General features: G+C 50.5%; 16 protein-coding genes, 1 tRNA gene and 1 pseudogene. 16 read left to right on the top strand and 2 right to left on the bottom strand.

All coding sequences use genetic code 11. The features are described from left to right. A pseudogene (locus tag IAG03_RS07130) lies at positions 1-550 on the top strand (IS256 family transposase); the annotation flags it as partial. A 272-nt stretch (positions 551-822) separates the two neighbouring features. Continuing rightward, positions 823-1,128, top strand: a complete 306-nt coding sequence (locus IAG03_RS07125; protein ID WP_249319428.1) for a hypothetical protein — start codon at positions 823-825, stop codon at positions 1,126-1,128. An 853-nt stretch (positions 1,129-1,981) separates the two neighbouring features. On the opposite strand, the gene IAG03_RS07120 is transcribed toward IAG03_RS07125, so the two are convergent. Continuing rightward, a tRNA-Leu gene (locus tag IAG03_RS07120) sits at positions 1,982-2,068 on the bottom strand. A 452-nt stretch (positions 2,069-2,520) separates the two neighbouring features. Here IAG03_RS07120 and IAG03_RS07115 point away from each other — a divergent pair. The 11 genes from IAG03_RS07115 to cysS all read left to right on the top strand — a co-directional run bounded on the left by IAG03_RS07115 (position 2,521) and on the right by cysS (position 13,990). Then, positions 2,521-3,897: an FG-GAP repeat domain-containing protein gene (locus IAG03_RS07115; protein WP_249319427.1), complete on the top strand. Its 1,377-nt coding sequence runs from the start codon at positions 2,521-2,523 to the stop codon at positions 3,895-3,897. Between the two features lie 22 nt (positions 3,898-3,919). Next, positions 3,920-4,624: a response regulator transcription factor gene (locus IAG03_RS07110; RefSeq protein ID WP_249319426.1), complete on the top strand. Its 705-nt coding sequence runs from the start codon at positions 3,920-3,922 to the stop codon at positions 4,622-4,624. A 39-nt stretch (positions 4,625-4,663) separates the two neighbouring features. Further along, positions 4,664-6,127 carry a sensor histidine kinase gene (locus tag IAG03_RS07105; protein ID WP_249319425.1) on the top strand — a complete coding sequence of 488 codons (1,464 nt, stop codon included), beginning with the start codon at positions 4,664-4,666 and terminating at the stop codon, positions 6,125-6,127. Then, positions 6,128-7,102, top strand: coding sequence for a DUF1385 domain-containing protein (locus tag IAG03_RS07100; protein ID WP_249319424.1), 975 nt, complete (start codon positions 6,128-6,130; stop codon positions 7,100-7,102). Then, the gene (gene prmC, locus IAG03_RS07095; protein ID WP_249319423.1) at positions 7,072-7,929 is read left to right on the top strand and encodes a peptide chain release factor N(5)-glutamine methyltransferase; all 858 of its coding nucleotides are present in this window, start codon (positions 7,072-7,074) and stop codon (positions 7,927-7,929) included. The genes IAG03_RS07100 and prmC overlap by 31 nt, the downstream gene beginning before the upstream one ends. Before the next feature lie 189 nt (positions 7,930-8,118). Continuing rightward, complete coding sequence (recA, locus tag IAG03_RS07090) at positions 8,119-9,249, top strand: recombinase RecA (RefSeq protein WP_249319422.1); 1,131 nt, start codon at positions 8,119-8,121, stop codon at positions 9,247-9,249. A 2-nt stretch (positions 9,250-9,251) separates the two neighbouring features. Beyond that, entirely contained in the window at positions 9,252-9,869 is a 618-nt protein-coding gene (locus tag IAG03_RS07085; protein WP_249319421.1) for a regulatory protein RecX, read from the top strand. Between the two features lie 32 nt (positions 9,870-9,901). Next, on the top strand, positions 9,902-11,257 hold the full coding sequence (rimO, locus tag IAG03_RS07080; RefSeq protein ID WP_249319420.1) for a 30S ribosomal protein S12 methylthiotransferase RimO: 1,356 nt from the start codon (positions 9,902-9,904) through the stop codon (positions 11,255-11,257). Next, complete coding sequence (pgsA, locus tag IAG03_RS07075; protein ID WP_249319419.1) at positions 11,241-11,843, top strand: CDP-diacylglycerol--glycerol-3-phosphate 3-phosphatidyltransferase; 603 nt, start codon at positions 11,241-11,243, stop codon at positions 11,841-11,843. Before rimO ends, pgsA begins: the two co-directional genes overlap by 17 nt. 32 nt (positions 11,844-11,875) lie before the next feature. Then, positions 11,876-12,541: a serine O-acetyltransferase EpsC gene (gene epsC / locus IAG03_RS07070; RefSeq protein WP_249319418.1), complete on the top strand. Its 666-nt coding sequence runs from the start codon at positions 11,876-11,878 to the stop codon at positions 12,539-12,541. 39 nt (positions 12,542-12,580) lie between these two features. Then, entirely contained in the window at positions 12,581-13,990 is a 1,410-nt protein-coding gene (gene cysS / locus IAG03_RS07065; protein ID WP_249319417.1) for a cysteine--tRNA ligase, read from the top strand. A 139-nt stretch (positions 13,991-14,129) separates the two neighbouring features. On the opposite strand, the gene IAG03_RS07060 is transcribed toward cysS, so the two are convergent. Continuing rightward, positions 14,130-15,077, bottom strand: a complete 948-nt coding sequence (locus tag IAG03_RS07060) for an L-lactate dehydrogenase (RefSeq protein ID WP_249319416.1) — start codon at positions 15,075-15,077, stop codon at positions 14,130-14,132. Between the two features lie 421 nt (positions 15,078-15,498). Between IAG03_RS07060 and IAG03_RS07055 the strand changes: the two genes are divergently transcribed. The 3 genes from IAG03_RS07055 to acpP all read left to right on the top strand — a co-directional run bounded on the left by IAG03_RS07055 (position 15,499) and on the right by acpP (position 19,343). Further along, complete coding sequence (locus IAG03_RS07055) at positions 15,499-17,964, top strand: beta-mannosidase (protein WP_249319414.1); 2,466 nt, start codon at positions 15,499-15,501, stop codon at positions 17,962-17,964. Positions 17,965-18,161: 197 nt separating this feature from the next. Then, on the top strand, positions 18,162-18,863 hold the full coding sequence (locus IAG03_RS07050) for a GntR family transcriptional regulator (RefSeq protein WP_249319412.1): 702 nt from the start codon (positions 18,162-18,164) through the stop codon (positions 18,861-18,863). A gap of 252 nt (positions 18,864-19,115) precedes the next feature. Then, positions 19,116-19,343, top strand: a complete 228-nt coding sequence (acpP, locus tag IAG03_RS07045) for an acyl carrier protein (protein ID WP_249319410.1) — start codon at positions 19,116-19,118, stop codon at positions 19,341-19,343. The last annotated feature ends 57 nt before the right edge of the window (positions 19,344-19,400 follow it).

Below are 19,400 nucleotides of genomic sequence, written 5' to 3'. Positions count from 1 at the left end.
AACCGCGGAATTGAGGACATTTTCATCGCCTGCACAGACAATCTGACCGGGTTTTCTGCAGCGATTGAAGCCGTATTTCCCAAAACGGAAATCCAGAACTGTATCATCCATCAGCTCCGAAATTCCAGCAAATATGTGTCCTACAAGGGCATAAAGGCGCTCATGGCAGACCTGAAGGCAGAGTCTATGCCGCAGTCGATGAGTCTGCTGCTTTGGACGCTCTGGATACTTTTGCGGAGAAATGGGACAAAAAATACCCGAAGATCGCTCCGTCCTGGCGGGAGAATTGGCCCAACCTGAGCGCTTATTTCAAGTACCCGCAGGAGGTGCGCCGCCTGATCTATACAACCAATGCAATCGAGGGCTTTAACCGACAGCTTCGGAAAGTGAGCAAGGCAAAATCGGTATTCCCTACGGACGACAGTCTGCTGAAGATGCTGTATTTAGCCATGATGGATATTACGAAGAAATGGACCGGAAAGCGGCAGGACTGGAGCCTGATTCACATGCGCAGCCGGCCGTGTTCTTTGCCGGCCGCATGCCGGATTGACCGACTCTGCACACCGCGGTATGTCAAGGGTCTGCGCGGTGCGACAGCATCGCTCCGGTGAACGGAGGCTGACGCCTCCGCCCTTGACATACCCTCGAAGCGCTGTTATTTTATAGACAAGGCAGCAGCAGCTTGCGCCGCTCCCGCCTTAAAATGATTTTGCTCTATTTTGCACCACGATTTAGCGTTTACACAGAATTTGGGATTGGCCCACCTGTTGCGCTTGCAGTGGTCAGAACTTGTTTTGTGTGCGATTAGGATGGGGTTTTGAGATGAATTTGTTAGAAAAGAAACGGCCCATACGCTTGCTTTGCAGTTATGCACTGGCAATTGTTTCTGCGCTTGTACTGAGAGCGATTGTGAAGCGTATGAATCTGCCGGAGACGCATCCAGGATTTGTAATTCCGTTTTTGTTGATACCTGGAAGCTGTATCATTTCCTTTTTTTGGTCTTTCATTTCTATGATAACGGCGAATTATCCGAAATATCGGCAAGTTTTGCATGCGATTCTAATGATCATGTGGCTGGTGATTTTTGTTGTAGCCACGGTAAATTCCATTTGTTCGGTTTTGGGATAAGAGCAGCGCCTTTTCATTTCGGATTTGCCAACATTTCTAAAATAATCATGGGTTTAGGATGTGCTGCCTTTCAAATAAAAACGCAGTTCGAAATTTTGGACTGCTCCAGTGGAAAGGAAATTTGCACTTCTGATCGGACGTTATGAAAAACAAGCACAATAGGGTTTCGGTTTTGGAAAACGGACATCGTATTATGGGGCGTTCTGCAATTCCTTTCCATTGTATGACAATGTGCTTGTGAGGCAGAGTAAAATGCCTGTAAGGAATGAATTATTTGATGTGTTTTTTAAGAAACGTGTAAAGCAAAATACCTTTCCAAAAACCCTTAGGCCGCAAGTGGCAATTTGTAAATTAATTTCAAATGATCAGTTTGAATTTTATGCATATTTGCCATGAACGAAGAAATAAAAACCCTGAAAATGGCGCGCAGACACGGTTTGCAACAAATTCTTTCTGCGAATATGAAAAGTGTAAAGGGAATATCCTTTCGTATTTGATTTCGGCGGTGTTTGATTCGTGGTGCGCCTAGAGTGACGTTGTGCTTTTAAACAAGATCTTGCTGCAAGACTGTGAGGACAATCAATGGATGGTGGTTCCGACAGGATGGACAACAGAAATTCATGTGTGGAAAAAGCAACTTTTACGAAATACAGCGAAAATTATTTGTAAAGGAAATGCGCCTTTGCGGACGAAAAATTTTTAAGCGCAGAATGTGCGCGCCTTGTTCAAAAAGTGCTTTTTATCTGCCGATAGAAATACCTGAATTACCATGCTGCAAAGTATTCTCCAAGTGTTTCCTAAGTAAATGATAAACAAAAAAGCACGATAGTTTCTTTCAAAACTACCGTGCTTTTGGTGCAGGTAACAGGACTTGAACCTGCATGAAATTGCTTTCACATGGACCTGAACCATGCGCGTCTGCCAATTCCGCCATACCTGCATGAAAAGATGTCCCCCGAATTTTTACACGGCCAGAGGAAGCCGAGGAGGGTAATCAAACAAATCCTCAATTTTTAATGAACAGCTTCATTAAAAATAACTGTCAGCCACACTTCAAATCTATCCCAAAGTTGACTGCTCAAATAGTATAACAGGTTCAGAAAGGGTTGTCAATCCTTAAATTGCAACTTTTTTCGATCTGGACAACCGATTTATAATAAAAAAAGCCGGAGGAATCATAAAAAAATCGCGCAACGGCCAGAGAGTTACACAATTGAAACTGTTCTTTTTCCTTATAAAATGATATAATAACATAATATTGATCACAATGATATAAAGGAATGGTCCCTTAGGCAGCGCCTTGCCGGGGAGAGAGTTGATTTGTGCAGCTTCTCTTTCCGCGTTTTGTTGCTGGAAGCGATGGTGCATGATCAAGCAAAGGAGGTTGGGAAAATGAAAAAGAGACTGGCAGCGATTTTTGGGACGGTATTGCTTCTTTTTTCATTTTCCGGGTGTTCTTTTTCGATAATGGATACGGAAGCGTTGATGCAGCCGCCCAGTCCGACCGGAGATAAGCAGATGATTCAGCAGCTGATCCGCGAAGAGGCTGGTGCGGAGCTGAAATTGTGTTATCCGAAAAACGGCAGCTATCGTTCTGCCATTCTTATGGATGAGGACCTTACCGGAGACGGCAGACCGGATGTCATTGGCTTTTATCGGACACCGGATGAAAGCGGCGGCACGACGATTATTTTTCTGACAGAAGAAAACAACGGAGAATGGTCGGTAGTCGCAAAATATGCATATTCCTATTCACAAATTGACCGCGTATGTTTCGGGGATCTCAACAATGACGGCAAATTAGAAGCAGTCGTCGGTTGGGGAAGCCCGGTCAATCAGACCGGAAACGTCAGCGTTTATGTGTGGCATGAAAATAAAATGTGCGATATTCGACTGGGACGGACCTATAGCGAACTGGTTGTGGAAGACCTCGACGGAGACGGCGGGGACGAATTGTTCCTGGCGGAAGTTTCCAAAACAGAGAGTATTGATGAGGAAACCACGAAAGAAACGCCGGCAAAAGCGAGCCTTTACCGCGTGAAGGATGACGGAATCCGCAACATTGCTACGGTGGATGTGGATGCATCCGTCACGCGTTACGCGCAAGTGACCGTAGGACAGGTGGCGAAAGGACAGCTTGCGGTTGTTATGGATGGCGTCAAGGCAGACAATAGTATGATTTCCGAACTGGTTTACTGGCAGAAAACAGACGGCATCGGCCGTTTGGTAGTGCAGCCGAAAAATAAAGATGCAAATTCGGTGAATGTCAGCCAGCGCAGTGCTGCTGCGGCAATCACTTCACGCGATATCAACAAAGACGGATACCTGGAAATCCCCACCGTGGAACTGATGCCTGGAATTGAAGACGACAAGGGGAATATTTCCAATTATATTGTGCACTGGAACCGATTTGATCCGGAAGAAGGCACGCTTTTGCGTGCGGCAAGTACAGTGGTCAGCCTGGATTACGGCTATTGTTTTGTTTTGCCGGAATCCTGGGACGGCGCTGTGACCTGCGACGTTCGGGAATCTTCCATTTCCTTCTTTGAGTGGGATAAAACGGCAACGGCTCTGACGCGAAAGGGCGAATTTTTGCTGAAAATCCGGGTCTTTACAGAGGAAGAATGGATGCGTTTTTCGGGTGTGGATCAATATGCTCAACTGGAAAAACAGAACGGCTATCTGTACACAGTGAAACTGCCCGAAACAGAGAATCCTCTGCGGATGGATCTCACGGAAGTGGAAAACAGTTTCAGCTTGCTTAGCTAAAATGAAGGAGGAGTTTTTGAAGATGAAACGAATTTTAGTCGCGGAAGACGAACAGACCATCCGCGAATTTGTAGTGATTAATCTGGAACGCGCCGGTTATGAAACCTACGAAGCGGAAAACGGCGAAAAGGCGCTGGAGCTATATGAACAGGAAAACGGAAATTTTGATATGGCCGTTCTGGATATTATGATGCCGGGAAAATATGACGGCTTGGCGGTTTGCCGGGAATTGCGCAAAAAGAATAACGCGATTGGAATTATTATGCTGACTGCGCGGACGCAGGAGATGGATAAGGTCAGCGGCCTGATGATGGGCGCCGACGATTATGTGACCAAGCCGTTCAGTCCTTCGGAACTGGTCGCGCGTGTGGATGCAGTGTATCGCCGTGTCGCGCTTTCTGCGATGCGTACGGAAAATGACTTCAAAGAGGAGATCCGCTCCGGCGACTTTTCTCTGAATTTGCGCAATCGGACCTTGACGCATCAAGGCAAACCGATTGAACTGACGCAGGTGGAATTTCAGATCATGGAGTATTTTTTCTCGAATCCTGGAACAGCGCTGGATCGCTCGGATATCCTGCGGCATGTGTGGGGGGATTCCTATTTCGGGGAAGAAAAAATTGTTGACGTCAATATCCGGAGACTGCGGATGAAGGTGGAAGAAGAGCCTTCCAACCCGCGGCACATCATTACCGTTTGGGGGCTTGGGTATCGCTGGGAGGCATAAAAAAGAGCCGAAAAAACGGTGCGGAAGGAGGAACCTGGATTGACGCCCAAAAAGAGCATTGTCCGCAGATGGATTGTGAATGTGATGGGGATGGTCCTGTTTATTTTGATCACGCTGGTTCTGGTGCTGTCCATTTTTGTGCAGGGCTATGTTTATAACGGAATCCAGAGCACGCTCAATGCGAGTTCCCTGCAGCTGATGAATTTTTTTGTAGATTTTAATGGGAAGACTTCGACGGAGTTTATCAGCTTTGCCCGGAACTATGTGGAAAATTTTCCAAATAAGGAAATTATGGAGCTGATGGTCATCAATTCCCGCGGTGAGGTTGTGACCACTTCAACCGGGTTTGAACCGGATACAAACGAGATGATGCCGGACTATGAGTATGCTTTGCAGGATGAAGAGGGCCGCGGTACCTGGACCGGGAAACTTTCCAGCGGGGAAAAAGTGATGGCGGTTTCGCGGGTGCTCTTCAGCGATACCGGCGCACAGCTTGGCGGCATCCGATATCTTGTGTCGCTCAAGGCGGCGGATCGTCAAGTACGTATGATTGTTACGGTTCTGCTGATTGCGGGCCTGCTCATCATTTTGTTTATTGTTTTTTCCGGGCTTTACTTTGTGCGGTCGATTGTCAATCCGATCAAGGAGATCAACGCGACGGCCCGGCAAATTGCGCAGGGCGATTTTGACGCGCGTGTGGAAAAATTCAAAGAAGATGAGGTCGGACAGCTTTGCGACACCATCAATGATATGGCGTTGGAGCTGCGCTCCGCTGAGCGGATGAAGAATGATTTTATCTCTTCGGTGTCGCATGAATTGCGTACGCCGCTGACTGCAATCAAAGGCTGGTCGGAGACGCTGCAGGAAGACGGAATCAGCGGGAAAACCTACGCCAAAGGCCTCAGCGTCATCAGCAGAGAAGCGGAACGGCTTTCCGGAATTGTGGAAGAACTGCTCGATTTCTCCAGAATGCAGAGCGGCCGGATGACGCTGATGATGGAAAAAATTGATATTCTGGCGGAGGTCGGCGAGGCGGTTTACATGTTCAGCGAGCGTGCCTCCACCGAAAAGAAATTTTTGCTTTATGAAGAGCCGGAAAATATTTCGCCGGTACTCGGCGATATCAACCGGCTGCGGCAGGTGTTTATCAATATCATTGATAATGCGCTGAAGTATACTTCCGAAGGCGGAACCATTTCGGTCAGCGTCAACGAAGAGGGCGGATTTGTCCACGTCGTGGTCAGCGACAACGGCTGTGGAATTTCGGCGGAGCATCTTCCGCGGATCAAAGAGAAATTCTACAAGGCAAACCAGTCTGTGCGCGGGTCCGGAATCGGGCTTGCACTGGCGGATGAGATTGTCTCCATGCACAACGGAACGCTGGAAGTGGAAAGCCATGAAAATATCGGGACGGCAGTCACGATTACCCTGCCGGTTATTGTTCCGCAGGAATCCGGCGCAAAACGATCCGACGGAAAAGAAGAAAAGAAAGAGGACGAATAAATGGCAAGAGAGCAGATTAAACGAATTACCAGTATCGGCGGCCAGGCACTGATTGAGGGCATTATGATGCGCGGCCCCAAAAAATCCTGTATTGCAGTGCGCCATAAGACAGACGGCATCTTGCTGGAGGAATTGGAACTCCATCCGATTAAGGAAAAGTACCCGGCTTTGGGATGGCCCTTCCTTCGCGGAATCGTAACGTTTGTGGAATCTTTGCGTATTGGCTATCAGGCGCTGCAGATTTCCATTGAGAAGTCCGGCTATGAAGAAGAGGAGGGAGAACCCTCTAAATTCGACCAGTGGCTGGAACGGAAATTCGGCGATAAAATCAATTCGGCCATTATGGTTGTCAGTTCGGTTTTGGGCGTGCTGCTGGCAATTGCGCTTTTTTTCTTCCTGCCGACTCTGATTTTCAACGGCCTGCTCGAATGGGCAGGAGAGGGCCTTTCCGTTTGGCGCGCCTTGATCGAAGGCGTGATGCGGATCCTCATTTTTCTCGGGTATGTCGTCCTTTGTTCCTGTATGAAAGATATTCACCGGGTGTTTCAGTATCACGGCGCCGAACATAAGACGATTTTCTGTTACGAAAGCGAAGAGGAACTGACGGTGGAAAACGCCCGGAAACACTCGCGGTTCCATCCGCGCTGCGGAACCAGCTTTATGGTGATTATGATTGTCTTGGGAATTGTAGTTGGATTTTTTATTCCGTTTTCCAATCCGTTTTTACGCACGATCGTGAAACTGCTTTGCATTCCGATCATTGTCGGAATCGGCTATGAACTTCTGAAAATCTGCGGGCGGTATGACAATCTGGCAACGCGGATTTTGGCTGCTCCGGGAAAATGGGTACAGCGGATTACAACCAAAGAGCCGGATGACGAGATGCTGGAAGTTGCCATTGCGGCGCTGAAAGAGGTAATTCCGGAAAATGGGGAGGATTTGATTTGCAGCACACGCTCAAAGAACTCTATTTAAGAGGGAAGCGGGTTCTGCATGAAGCGGGGGCAGCTGATCCGGCATTTGAGGCGATCTGTCTGATGCAGGAAACGTTCGGCATCGACCGCGCAGGTCTTGCGCTGCGCGGTGCGGAGGCGCCCGCTCCGGAAAAGGTGGAACACTATGAACGCTTGCTTTCCCGGCGGGCTGACGGCATGCCGCTGCAATACCTGCTCGGCGAATGGGAATTTTTATCCCTGACGCTGACTGTGCGGGAGGGAGTTCTGATCCCCCGCCCGGAGACCGAACAGCTCTGTGAAACGGCGGCGGAATTTTTGCTGCAGACCGGCAAGCGGGAAGTGCTCGATTTGTGTGCCGGCACCGGGGCAGTGGGGCTGGGGGTTTGCACACTTGTGCCGGAGGCAAACGTGCAGTGCGTCGAATATTATGATGCACCGTACGTCTGTTTGCTTGAAAATATCCGGCGCTATCCGCAGTGGAATGTAGAAGCAGTCCGTGCGAATGTTTTGGCTGCGCCGGAAGGGCAGTTCCACCCGGTAGATGCAGTGCTTTCCAATCCGCCGTACATCGCCTCGGCGGTCGTTCCGACATTGCAGCGTGAAGTTTTACAGGAGCCGGCAGAGGCTCTGGACGGCGGCGCGGACGGCCTGGTGTTTTATCGGGCGCTTGCAAGACACTGGCTGCCGATTCTGCGGCCGGCCGGTTTGATGGCGGTGGAAATCGGGGAAGAACAAGGGGCGGCGGTTGCATTGCTTTTTCAAAATGCAGGTCTAAAAGACGTTCAGGTGCTTCCGGATGCATCGGGCCATGACCGAATGGTATGTGGAAAAAAGAGCTCCGAATAAAACGGCAGACAGGGTGCGTTTGTCTGCCGTTTTTAATCAAAGAATGAGGGAACATTTGTACTGAAATTCGGAATAGCCGTTGCTTTTATGCTTAAAATCCGTTATAATAGACACAGAATTTTCTGTGTGAAAAAAGCGCGCACAGAAGGAAAGAAATCTGCTGAAAAATCTGGAAGCGGAGGCGTCGGGATGGCAGTTAATAAAACAAAAGCGCTGGAAACAGCTTTGGAACAAATTGAAAAGCAATTTGGCAAAGGCGCAGTCATGCGTTTGGGGCAAAACAGCACCCTGCAGGTGGAGGCTGTTTCGACAGGATCCATCTCGCTGGATGCGGCGCTCGGAATCGGCGGGCTTCCGCGCGGCAGAATTATTGAAGTATACGGCCCGGAGGCGTCCGGAAAGACGACGCTTGCGCTGCATGCAGTCGCCGAAGTGCAGAAAGTCGGCGGAGAAGCGGCATTTATCGATGTCGAGCACGCGTTGGATCCGGTTTATGCAAGTGCGCTTGGGGTAGATATTGATTCTCTTCTGGTGTCTCAGCCGGATACCGGAGAGCAGGCGCTGGAGATTGCCGAAATGCTGATTCGCTCCGGTGCGGTGGATATTGTGGTGGTGGACTCGGTTGCCGCACTGGTGCCGCGCGCGGAAATTGAGGGCGAAATGGGCGATGCACATGTCGGACTGCAGGCGCGACTAATGTCGCAGGCCATGCGGAAGCTGGCAGGCGTCGTGTCAAAGTCCAACTGTATCGCGGTCTTTATCAATCAGCTTCGACTGAAGGTCGGTGTGGTATACGGTAATCCTGAAGTTACGGCGGGCGGAAACGCGCTGAAGTATTATGCCTCTGTGCGGCTGGATGTCCGGCGCGTAGAGACGCTCAAAGCAAATGGTGCACCGGTCGGTTCGCATACAAGAGTCAAGGTCGTCAAAAACAAGGTGGCGCCGCCGTTTAAAGAGGCGGAATTTGACGTGATGTACGGCAAGGGAATTTCCCGCGAAGGCGAATTGCTGGATCTTGGCGCAAAGCTGAATATTGTGCAGAAGAGCGGTTCCTGGTTTGGATACAAGGACCTTCGTTTGGGTCAAGGCCGTGACAACGCAAAAGAATATCTTGCGGCAAATCCGGAACTCGCAAAGGAAATTGAGGCGCAGATTCGGGAGAATTTTGATAAGCTGACGACAAAACCGGCAAAGGGCGCATCGGGCAAAACCGCAAAACCGCAGGTTGAGGCCATCCCGGAAACACCGGAGGAACCCACCAGCGCGCCGGCGAAAAAAACGTCGAAGGCCAACATTGATATTCTCGTAGACGACGAATAAAGATGGTATTGACGGAAGTAAAAAAACGCCGAAAACTGCTCACAGAGCTGTTTTTGGACGGTGAAAGCGCCGGCCGCATTGCGACCGAAATCTGGCTGCGCTCCGGATATCGGGTCGGCGACGACCTTTCCGAGGAGGCGCTGGAAGCGCTTTTTCAGGAATCGGAACGCTACCGGGCCAGCGAAAAGGCACTCTACCTTTTGGAGTACCGGGCGCATTCCAAAAAGGAACTGGAAGAAAAAATCAGCCGGGTGACTTCCCGGGAAGCGGCCAAAGAAGCGGTTTCCCGTATGGAAGATCTCGGGCTTATGGATGATGAACAGTATGCGCGCGCCAGAGCAGCCGATCTGCTGACGCGGAAGGGCTATGCCGCCAAGCGGGCAGTCTATGAATTGCAGCAAAAGGGCATTGACCGGGAGCTTGCAGCGGAAATTGTAGAGGAACTGGAACCGGATCCGTGTGAAAAGATCCGGGCGCTGCTGGAAAAGAAATATCCACAGGCGGGATCGGACGAAGCCTGTCGGCGGCGCGCGGTTGCAGCGCTGCAGCGGCTTGGCTACCGATACGGCGATATCCGCACAGTGCTTTCCGAATTGGATGAAGAGACTGCGGATGTTTAAAAACATGATAGCAATTGGAGCGTGAAGCGCGGATGGCAATTAAGGTTGGAATGATCAGTTTGGGCTGCCCGAAAAACCAGGTGGATGGGGAGCTGCTGATGGCGTCTCTGAAAGATGCTGGGTATATGCTCAGCGACGATGTGGGACTTGCGGATGTTGCAATTATCAATACCTGCGGGTTTATCGAGAGCGCGAAGCAGGAGTCCATCGATGAGATTCTGGAGCTTGCAAAATTAAAAGAAGAGGGGCGTATCCGTGCGCTTATTGTGACCGGATGTCTTGCGGAACGGTATCGCGAGCAGGTGATGGAGGAGCTTCCGGAAGCAGACGCGGTTGTCGGGATTGGCGCAAACGGTGAGATTGCGTCGATTATCGAGCGTGTTCTCGGCGGTGAGCGGGTCGGCCGTTTCCCGGAGAAAGAACGTCTGCCGCTGGAAGGCGGACGGGAGCTTTCGACGCCCAGTTATTTTGCGTATTTGAAAATTGCAGAGGGCTGCGACAACCGGTGTGCATACTGCGCCATTCCGGAGATTCGCGGCGGATACCGCAGCAGACCGATGGAATCCATTCTGGAAGAAGCGCGCCTGCTTGCAGCGGACGGCGCCAAAGAACTGATCCTGATTGCACAGGATACCACGCGCTATGGCGCGGATCTTTACGGGCGTCTGGCGCTGCCGGAACTTTTAGACCGGCTGTGCGAAATTGAAGGCATCCGCTGGATCAGATTGCTCTATTGTTATCCGGACCTGGTGACGGAGGAACTGATCCATACGATTGCCTCTCAGGAAAAAGTAGCAAAATACATGGATCTGCCCCTGCAGCATATTTCGGATTCCGTGCTCCGGGCGATGAACCGGCGCGGAAGCAAGGCAGAAACCGAAGCGCTGATTGAAAAATTGCGCAAGGAAATTCCGGGGCTGACCTTGCGGACAACCGTGATGACGGGTTTCCCCGGCGAAACGGAATCCGATTTCGAAGAACTGATGGCATTTATCCGCAAAGTGCGTTTTGAGCGGCTCGGCTGTTTTGCATATTCCTGCGAAGAGGGAACGCCGGCGGCGTCGCTGCCGGATCAGGTCGACGAAGAAGTCAAAGCAAGACGTGCAGAGCTGATTCAGGAAGAACAGATGCTGATTATGCAGGAACACGGGGAAGCGATGATCGGCAAGACAGTTACGGTGATGACGGAGGGCTTTGACCGCTATGCGGAATGTTATTTCGGCCGCACAGAAGCGGATGCACCGGAGATTGACGGCAAAGTATTCTTTACCATCAGCGGAAAAAAACCGCAGTTTGGCCAATTTGTGAAGGTTGAGATTGAAGACTGCATGGACTGCGATCTGGTTGGCTCCATGATCGAGGAGGACGCACATGAATCTGCCGAATAAGCTGACGCTGTTCCGCATTCTGCTGGTTCCGTTTTTTGTTGTGGTGCTTTTGCTGGGCGAACAGATTCCGCACAGCTGGCTGATTGCATTTGTAATTTTCAGCGTGGCTTCTTATACCGATCATCTGGACGGAATGCTTGCAAGAAAGAACGGGCAGATTACGGATTTCGGGAAGTTTATGGATCCTTTGGCTGATAAAATCTTGGTCGTTTCCGCGCTGGTCTGCTTTGTGGATCTGGGCGTGATGCCGGCCTGGTGCGTAATTATGGTAATCGCACGGGAGTTTATGGTGACGTCGGTGCGTCTGGTAGCGGCCGGAAAGGGGACCGTGGTTGCGGCGAACTTCTGGGGTAAACTAAAAACGGTCAGCCAGATCACGACGATCCTTACGGTCATGCTGCTGCAGTATTTTGGGGAACTTGCCGCAATGGGAAATTCTCTCGGCGCATTGACAGAAAAGACGGCAATCGATACGGTTTACCCGGTGATCAGCACGGTGATGACGCTGCTGATGACGCTTTTGTCGGTGTTCTCCGGTGTTGTCTATGTTAAGCAGAATTGGGCGCTGATCAAAACAGCGAAATAAAGTCTGACGATCCACAGAAACGAGGGCAATGGATGTTTCGGGAATTGAGAGAAGAACTAGACTCCTTTATGGAAAGAGACCCGGCGGCGCGTTCGCGGCTGGAGGTCTATTTCCTGTATTCCGGGTTTCGTGCAGTTCGTGCTTACCGGAAAGCAAATTGGTGTTACCGGCATAATCTGAAGTTCCTTGCGCGATATATTTCGCAGCGTTCGCGGCATAAAACCGGGATTGAAATTCATCCCGGCGCGAAGATCGGAAAGGGTCTGTTTATCGACCACGGAATGGGCGTTGTGATTGGGGAAACGACAGAAATCGGAGATTACTGTACGCTTTATCAGAATGTCACGCTTGGCGGAACCGGAAAGGAACACGGAAAGCGCCATCCGACGCTCGGAAACAATGTTTTGGTCGGTGCCGGGGCCAAGGTGCTCGGTCCGTTCCGCGTGGGTGACAATGCCCGTGTTGCGGCTGGCGCGGTTGTGCTCGATGCAGTGCCCGACAATGCGACGGCGGTTGGCGTGCCGGCGCGGATTGTCCGTGTCAACGGGGTCAAAACGGCGCCATGCGCCAGTCTGGATCAGATTCATGTTGTGGATCCGGTGGCGCAGGAACTGTGCCGGATGCAGATGGAAATCGAAAAATTGCAGCATGTGGTTTCCAGATTGGCTGAAAAACAGGATACGGCAGACCGCGCATGAACGACTTGGAATCTTTTAGAGGAAAGGGCTGAAACAATCATGAAAATTTACAATACCATGTCTCGTCAAAAGGAAGAACTGGAGACGCTGGTTCCGGGCGAAGTGAAAATTTATGCCTGCGGACCGACCGTTTACAACTATATCCATATCGGAAACGCGCGTCCGATCTGTGTGTTTGATGTCCTTCGGCGGTATCTGGAATATCGCGGAATGAAAGTCACCTATGTCCAGAATTTTACGGATATTGACGATAAGATTATTCGCCGTGCGGAAGAGGAACACACCGATTATCTGACCGTTTCCCGGAAATATATTGCGGAATACAAAAAGGATGCAGCAGGGCTCAATGTGCGGCCGGCGACCGTGCATCCGCTTGCGACAGAGAACATTGATGAAATTATTTCGATCGTCTCAACGCTGGTCGAGAAGGGCTATGCTTACGCAACGGCCGACGGCGACGTGTATTTCCGGACCGGAAAATTTGCGGAATACGGCAAGCTTTCCCACCAGCCGCTCGAGGATCTGCAGGCTGGCGCGCGAATCAGTGTAGGAGAGACGAAGGAATCTGCCATGGATTTTGCACTCTGGAAATCGGCAAAGCCCGGCGAGCCGTTTTGGGAGTCTCCCTGGGGCAAAGGACGTCCCGGTTGGCATATCGAATGCTCGGCAATGGCGCGCCGGTATCTTGGAGAGACCATTGATCTCCATTGCGGCGGTCAGGATCTGATTTTCCCGCATCACGAAAATGAAATTGCGCAGAGTGAATGCTGCAATGGTGTTCCGTTTGCAAAATATTGGATGCACAACGGCTATATCAATGTCGACAACACAAAAATGAGCAAGTCTCTTGGAAATTTCTTTACCGTGCGCGATGTTGCCGAAAAATATGGCTATGAACCCATCCGGTATCTGATGGTTGCTTCCCATTACCGGATGCCGGTGAACTACAGCGTCGAAGTGATCGAGCAGTGCAAGGCTTCGCTGGAGCGGCTTTACAATTGCCGCGACAATTTGGAATTTGTGCTGCAGAATGCGCCTGCTGGCGAGAAGCCGGGCGAGGCGGAAATTCGCGAGAGTTTGGCGTCGCATCGCGAGGATTTCATCCGTGCGATGGATGACGATCTGAATACGGCGGATGCCATTGCGGCGCTCTTTGAACTGGCGCGCGAAATCAACACCAAATGCAGCGCGTCGGAAGCGCCTTCCAAGGAATTGTGCGAATTCGCACTTGCGTTGTTCCAGGAGCTTGCGGACGTTTTGGGGCTTTTATACGCGAAAAAGCAGCCTGCAAGTCTGGATCAGGAAATTGAAGATTTGATTGCCCGGCGTGCAGAGGCCCGGAAGAATAAGGACTGGGCGACGGCGGATGCGATTCGGGACGAATTGAAGGCACGTCATGTGATTCTGGAAGATACTCCGCAAGGCGTGAAGTGGCGGATTGCAGAATAACGAAATTTTGACATTGAAAAAGGAACGGCAATTGCCGTTCCTTTTTTTGTGCCTTGAAAGACGGAAAGTTGCGTTCGGAATTTTGCGCATCATAAATTTTCCTGCGGAAAACAAAATGGGGATCTGGACTTGCACACAATTACAGGCCGAGGGCATGAATCATGCCTTTTAGAACAGCTGCGCTGCTGCGCAGCTGTTCTTCTTCTGCTGGAAGCAGCGGCGGAGTGACTTCCCGCTTAATACCCATGTTGCCCAGCACAAACGGCAGACTCAGACAGACGTCTTCGATGCCATAGCGTCCGTGGATCAGGCCGGATACCGTGAGCATGGAATCGAGATCCTGGAAGATTGCCTCGCAGATCTGCCGGGTTGAAAGCGCGATTGCATAGTGGGTAGAGCCTTTGAGGCGGATGACGGTTGCGCCGGATTCCCGAATATCTTTTTCGATTCGCTTGAGATCCTCTTTTCCGCAGGTGTTGTGCTTTTCACAGAGATCGGTGCAGTAGCGCTCCATTGGAAGGCCGCCGATTGACGTGAGCGACCAGGGGATCATGAAAGAGTCCCCATGCTCCCCGAATACGTAGGCGTGAATGTTTTTGGAGTTGAGATGCACATGTTCTGCAAGTCCGGCGCGCAGACGGGCGGTGTCCAGAATGGTGCCGGAGCCGATTACCTGATGTGCAGGCATTCCATACCGCCGAATCATCGCGTATGTGAGGATGTCGACCGGATTGCTGACGACGATGTAAACCGCGTGCGGGGCATAATGCTGAATTTGCGGCAGAATAGAATCCAGGATTTGCAAATTTGCCTGCGCCAGATCGAGACGGGTTTGTCCGGGGCGGCGCGCGATTCCGGCGGCATAGATGATGTGATCAGAACCGGATGCGTCGGAATACTCCCCGGAATAGACTTTGACTGGAGAACAGAACGGCGTTCCCTGTACAATATCCAGCGCTTCACCGGCTGCCTTTTCCTTGTTAATATCAATGAGTAAAATTTCTGAAACCATTCCATCTACAGTCAGTGCAAATGCAATGGAGGCGCCGACATTGCCGGCTCCTAGAATGGTAATCTTTTTTCCCATAATTAAATTCCCCCTTTCAAAATGCCTTTCGGAAAAGCTTGTTGAATAGTCCGGTTCCGGTAAGCCTGTGAAATAGCCAACAGAATGGTGCACTGTTTGCTGTCAAAAAGCGGTTTTGACCGAGTTTTTGTAAGTCGGACCCGGACGAAAACGGAGACTTTCCCGAAAAAATGCTTTGTATACCAAAATAGCAGGATATCGGCTCTGCTGCAACTGCTTTTTCAGAATCTTAACAGGATTTTGACAGAAATCCCCAGGTTTTTTATAAGACATAAATTTGTACGGGAAACAAAGAAAATTAGCTGTATATGTAATGACATTCGGAGTTTTCGACGCCGAGTTTTGACGAGACCGATATTTTCAGCGACCCGGATATCAAGCGGGAATCGAAATATTAAAAATTAGAAAAGGGGCGGAGTAGATGAACACAATTTCTTTAAACGGTGCCTGGAAAATGCGCGAAAACGGAACCGGAGAATGGATTCCTGCCGTAGTGCCGGGTTCTGTGTTTTGCGATCTTCTGGCAGCAAACAAACTGGAGGATCCGTATTTCCGGGACAATGATATCATTGCACGGGAATTTGCATCCCGGGACTACGAATATGTCCGCACGTTTGCGGTAACCGAGGAGCTGCTTGCAAATGAAAAGGTGCTCCTCAAATGCTATGGTTTGGACACCCTTGCAACAATCTATGTAAACGGACAAAAAATTGCGGAAACCGACGATATACACCGAACCTACGAGTTCGATGTAAAGGCGATTCTTTCAGAAGGCGAAAACGAGATTCGCATCGTCTTTGCCTCGGCGCTGGAATATGTGCGGGAGATGAATCGGAAGCTTCCGTTTGAATACAATATCAAAGATACGACCTTTGGCTTTCCGCATATCCGCAAGGCGCATAATATGTTCGGTTGGGACTCGGAGCCGGAGATCCCGGATGCCGGTATCTGGCGCGATATCGAACTGATTGGCTGGAGCGCAGTGCGGCTCGACACGCCGTATGTTCGCCAGACCCATACGCCCGGCTGCGCAGACCTCACAATCGAGGTTCTGCTGGAGCGTCTTGCATCCGATGCAGTTTCTGTGCAGGCGCTTTTGACGGCGCCGGACGGAACGGTTTATGAAACCTGTGTGCAGACGCAGGAAGAGCAGGCTGTGCTTGCTTTGAAAGTTGAGAATCCGGCGCTCTGGTGGCCGAACGGCTATGGCGATCAGCCGATTTATACGCTGCGTGTCACCCTGAAAAAAGACGGCGAGGAACTCGATGCGCACGAAATGCGGATCGGCCTGCGTTCCATGCGGGTGCGCAGAGAGCCGGATCAGTGGGGCGAATCGTTTGAAATTGAAGTCAACGGCGTCGGGATCTTTGCCAAGGGCGGCGATTATATTCCGCTGGATAAGTTCCTTCCGCGAGAGACGGAAGACCGCCTTGAAAAAATGTTTCGGGATTGCGCGGCGGTTCACCATACCTGCATGCGGATCTGGGGCGGCGCGATTTTCCCGAGCGATGCGTTTTACGATTTAGCCGATCGGTATGGAATCATCCTCTGGCAGGATTTCATGTTTGCCTGTGCGCTTTATCATTATACGCCGGAATTTGAGGCGAATATCATTGCCGAGACGCGGGATAATATCAAGCGTCTGCGCCACCATGCGTGCCTTGCGCTGTGGTGCGGAAGCAATGAAAACGAGTGGCTGTTCGATGAATGGGAACACACCAAAACCATGCAGAAGCGCCGCGATTATATCCGGCAGTATGAAGTGGTGCTAGCGGATGTTGCAAAGAAATATGATCCCGATCGTCTGTACTGGCCGTCTTCTCCGTCGTCCGATGGCTTTTTCCACGATGCCAACGGCGGGGAAATGGGCGATATTCACTGCTGGGATGTTTGGCACAATGCGATTAAGCCCTATACCGCGTACAAAGAATATCCTTCCCGCTTTACATCGGAATTTGGACTGCAGTCCTTCCCGACAATGAAGACCATTCGGGAATTTACACTTCCTGAGGACCGCGAGGTCTGCTCCTATATTATGGATTACCATCAGCGCAATGGAAACGGCTATGGAAATGCCCATATCCTCTATTACGTGCTGCAGGATCTTCCGTATCCGCACGATTTTGAAAAAGCGGTTTATGCCTCGCATGTTGTCCAGTCGGAATGCGTCCGGTTCGGAAGCGAATACTGGCGCCGGATTCGCGGCAGATGCATGGGTGCGCTGTACTGGCAGGTCGGCGATTGCTGGCAGGCGCCAACCTGGGCCAGCATCGATTATGCGGGCAGATGGAAAGCGCTGCACTATCGTTCCCGGCACTTCTTCGCGCCGGTTCTGCTCTCCATCGATGAAGAGGGCGCAAACCTGGACCTGTATACGGTTAGCGATCGGATGGAAGACACATCCTGCACGCTGCGCTGGTTCCTGAAAAATGCAACGTCAGAAGTGATCCGCAGCGGCGAAATGGAACTTTGCGTGAAAAACGGATCTTCCGCGTGTGTGCTGTCGCTTCCGAAAGCGGAACTGCTGGAAGGCGTCAATCCGCGGGAAGTCTATCTGGAAGCGGAGCTTGTTGCAGACGGCGTGTGCCTCAACCGCAACTGGTTCCTGTTTGTGAAACCGAAGCATTTCCTGTTTAAAGATCCGAATTTCCAGGTCGAGGTTCAGGAAGAGGAAAACGCATTCTGCATTCGTCTGCAGGCACAGGCCTATGCAAGATATGTCTATCTGGATTTTGACGAATTTGATTGCCTCTTTGACGATAACTACTTTGATATGTCCAAGGGCGAAAAGACCGTCCGTATTACAAAAGATACGCTCTCGAAGCCCGTATCCGCAGAAGAAATTACAAATTCCCTCCGGATTATGACGGTTGCAGATCTGTTCTAAACACAGGCTGCCAAAGGGGCGCCCGGCCGACTGCTGCCGGGCGCTCTTTTTGAGTTTTGGGGAGACCACTACTTTTTAAAGCTTGATTTTGGGCAGGATGCTGGTAGAAATCGGGATATGCGGTGTTGTATAATAACAAAGATTCCAAGATTTTTTCGGTCAAAAGGCCGTTTAACATGCCGATAAAGGAGACAACGATGGAAATCCAAAACGAAACCATCGAGCGGAATTCCACAATTCCGCTTTATAAACAGATTAAAGCAATTATGATTCGCTATGTGCTCAGTGAACATTCCGGCTATGATACGCCGATTCCAACAGAAATGGAGATTGCAGAGCATTTTCATGTCAGCCGTCCGACGGTTCGGCAGGCAATCCGGGAAATGGTCGTTGAGGGATATCTTTACCGGATCAGCGGCAAAGGGACATTTGTCTCGAAACCAAAGATTGAACAGACTTCTCTGGAAAATCTGACGAGTTTCCGGTATTGCGTGCCCAGCAAAAGCGATACGGCGAAAACCGTCGTGATTCGGCTGATGCTCACGTCGGCCGGGAAAACCATTGGGGAAAAGCTTCATGTGAATCCGCAGGCGGAAGTGATCCTGCTGGAGCGTTTAATGAGTGTGGACGACGAACCGCTGATTTTTGTCCAGTCCTATTTGAAATACCCGCAGTGCAACTGCATGTTTACAAACGATTTGACGCAGGACTCCATGCATCAGATCTTGATCCGCAACGGCATTCCGCTGTTTCGCGCAGCGCGTGAGCTGGAGTCCATTCCGGCAGGTTTGACCGAGGAAAAGTATTTGCAGATGGCTCCGGGCGCGCCGGTGACGAGGCTGGAGACACTGGCATGCCTGATGGACAATACGCCGGTCGCTTATACGGACGCCCGTTAACGCGGAGACCGGAATAAATTTTCTTACGAATTGAAATTTTAAAAAGCGTGATTGCGCTCAATTTTGCATAAAATTATTTTTTTATATTGACAAACCATCAATTTGCTAATAATATGTGGATAAGGAAATCAGCGCATGAAAAAAGGCAGTGCTGCGGTTCTGTACGTGCAGGTGTATGATTTGTAAAATATCGCTTTTTGATAACGCTGAGTATTTCATTTTCTGTATAGAAACCAAAAAGGAGGAAATCAAATGGTATTGGAGAAGGTAAAGGCGATTTTGAGCGAGCAGTTCGACGTGGAGGAAGATTCCATTACGCCCGACACCTCGATCGCGGAGGATCTCGACGCGGATTCTCTGGATGTTGTCGATCTTCTGATGTCCATTGAGGACGAATTTGAGATTGAAGTACCGGACACCGAAGTCGAAAATATCAAAACCGTCGCGGATCTCGTGAAATATATCGAAGACCACGTTTGAGTATGTGCCCAATAAAACCGCAGCTGGTAGGATTTACCGGCTGCGGTTTTTCTCCGC

It is taken from the genome of Yeguia hominis (assembly GCF_014384705.1).
Taxonomy (GTDB): Bacteria; Bacillota; Clostridia; order Oscillospirales; family Acutalibacteraceae; genus Yeguia; species Yeguia hominis.
This window is presented reverse-complemented; position numbering and strand designations above follow the sequence as displayed.

Excerpts from the sequence above, each read along its gene's own strand:
- acpP (WP_249319410.1), top strand. The coding sequence starts at position 19,116 with ATGGTATTGGAGAAGGTAAAGGCGATTTTGAGCGAGCAGTTCGACGTG.
- rimO (WP_249319420.1), top strand. The coding sequence starts at position 9,902 with ATGGCAATTAAGGTTGGAATGATCAGTTTGGGCTGCCCGAAAAACCAG.
- IAG03_RS07125 (WP_249319428.1), top strand. The coding sequence starts at position 823 with ATGAATTTGTTAGAAAAGAAACGGCCCATACGCTTGCTTTGCAGTTAT.
- IAG03_RS07085 (WP_249319421.1), top strand. The coding sequence starts at position 9,252 with ATGGTATTGACGGAAGTAAAAAAACGCCGAAAACTGCTCACAGAGCTG.
- IAG03_RS07100 (WP_249319424.1), top strand. The coding sequence starts at position 6,128 with ATGGCAAGAGAGCAGATTAAACGAATTACCAGTATCGGCGGCCAGGCA.
- recA (WP_249319422.1), top strand. The coding sequence starts at position 8,119 with ATGGCAGTTAATAAAACAAAAGCGCTGGAAACAGCTTTGGAACAAATT.
- pgsA (WP_249319419.1), top strand. The coding sequence starts at position 11,241 with ATGAATCTGCCGAATAAGCTGACGCTGTTCCGCATTCTGCTGGTTCCG.
- IAG03_RS07115 (WP_249319427.1), top strand. The coding sequence starts at position 2,521 with ATGAAAAAGAGACTGGCAGCGATTTTTGGGACGGTATTGCTTCTTTTT.
- IAG03_RS07055 (WP_249319414.1), top strand. The coding sequence starts at position 15,499 with ATGAACACAATTTCTTTAAACGGTGCCTGGAAAATGCGCGAAAACGGA.
- IAG03_RS07110 (WP_249319426.1), top strand. The coding sequence starts at position 3,920 with ATGAAACGAATTTTAGTCGCGGAAGACGAACAGACCATCCGCGAATTT.
- IAG03_RS07050 (WP_249319412.1), top strand. The coding sequence starts at position 18,162 with ATGGAAATCCAAAACGAAACCATCGAGCGGAATTCCACAATTCCGCTT.
- epsC (WP_249319418.1), top strand. The coding sequence starts at position 11,876 with ATGTTTCGGGAATTGAGAGAAGAACTAGACTCCTTTATGGAAAGAGAC.
- IAG03_RS07060 (WP_249319416.1), bottom strand. The coding sequence starts at position 15,077 with ATGGGAAAAAAGATTACCATTCTAGGAGCCGGCAATGTCGGCGCCTCC.
- cysS (WP_249319417.1), top strand. The coding sequence starts at position 12,581 with ATGAAAATTTACAATACCATGTCTCGTCAAAAGGAAGAACTGGAGACG.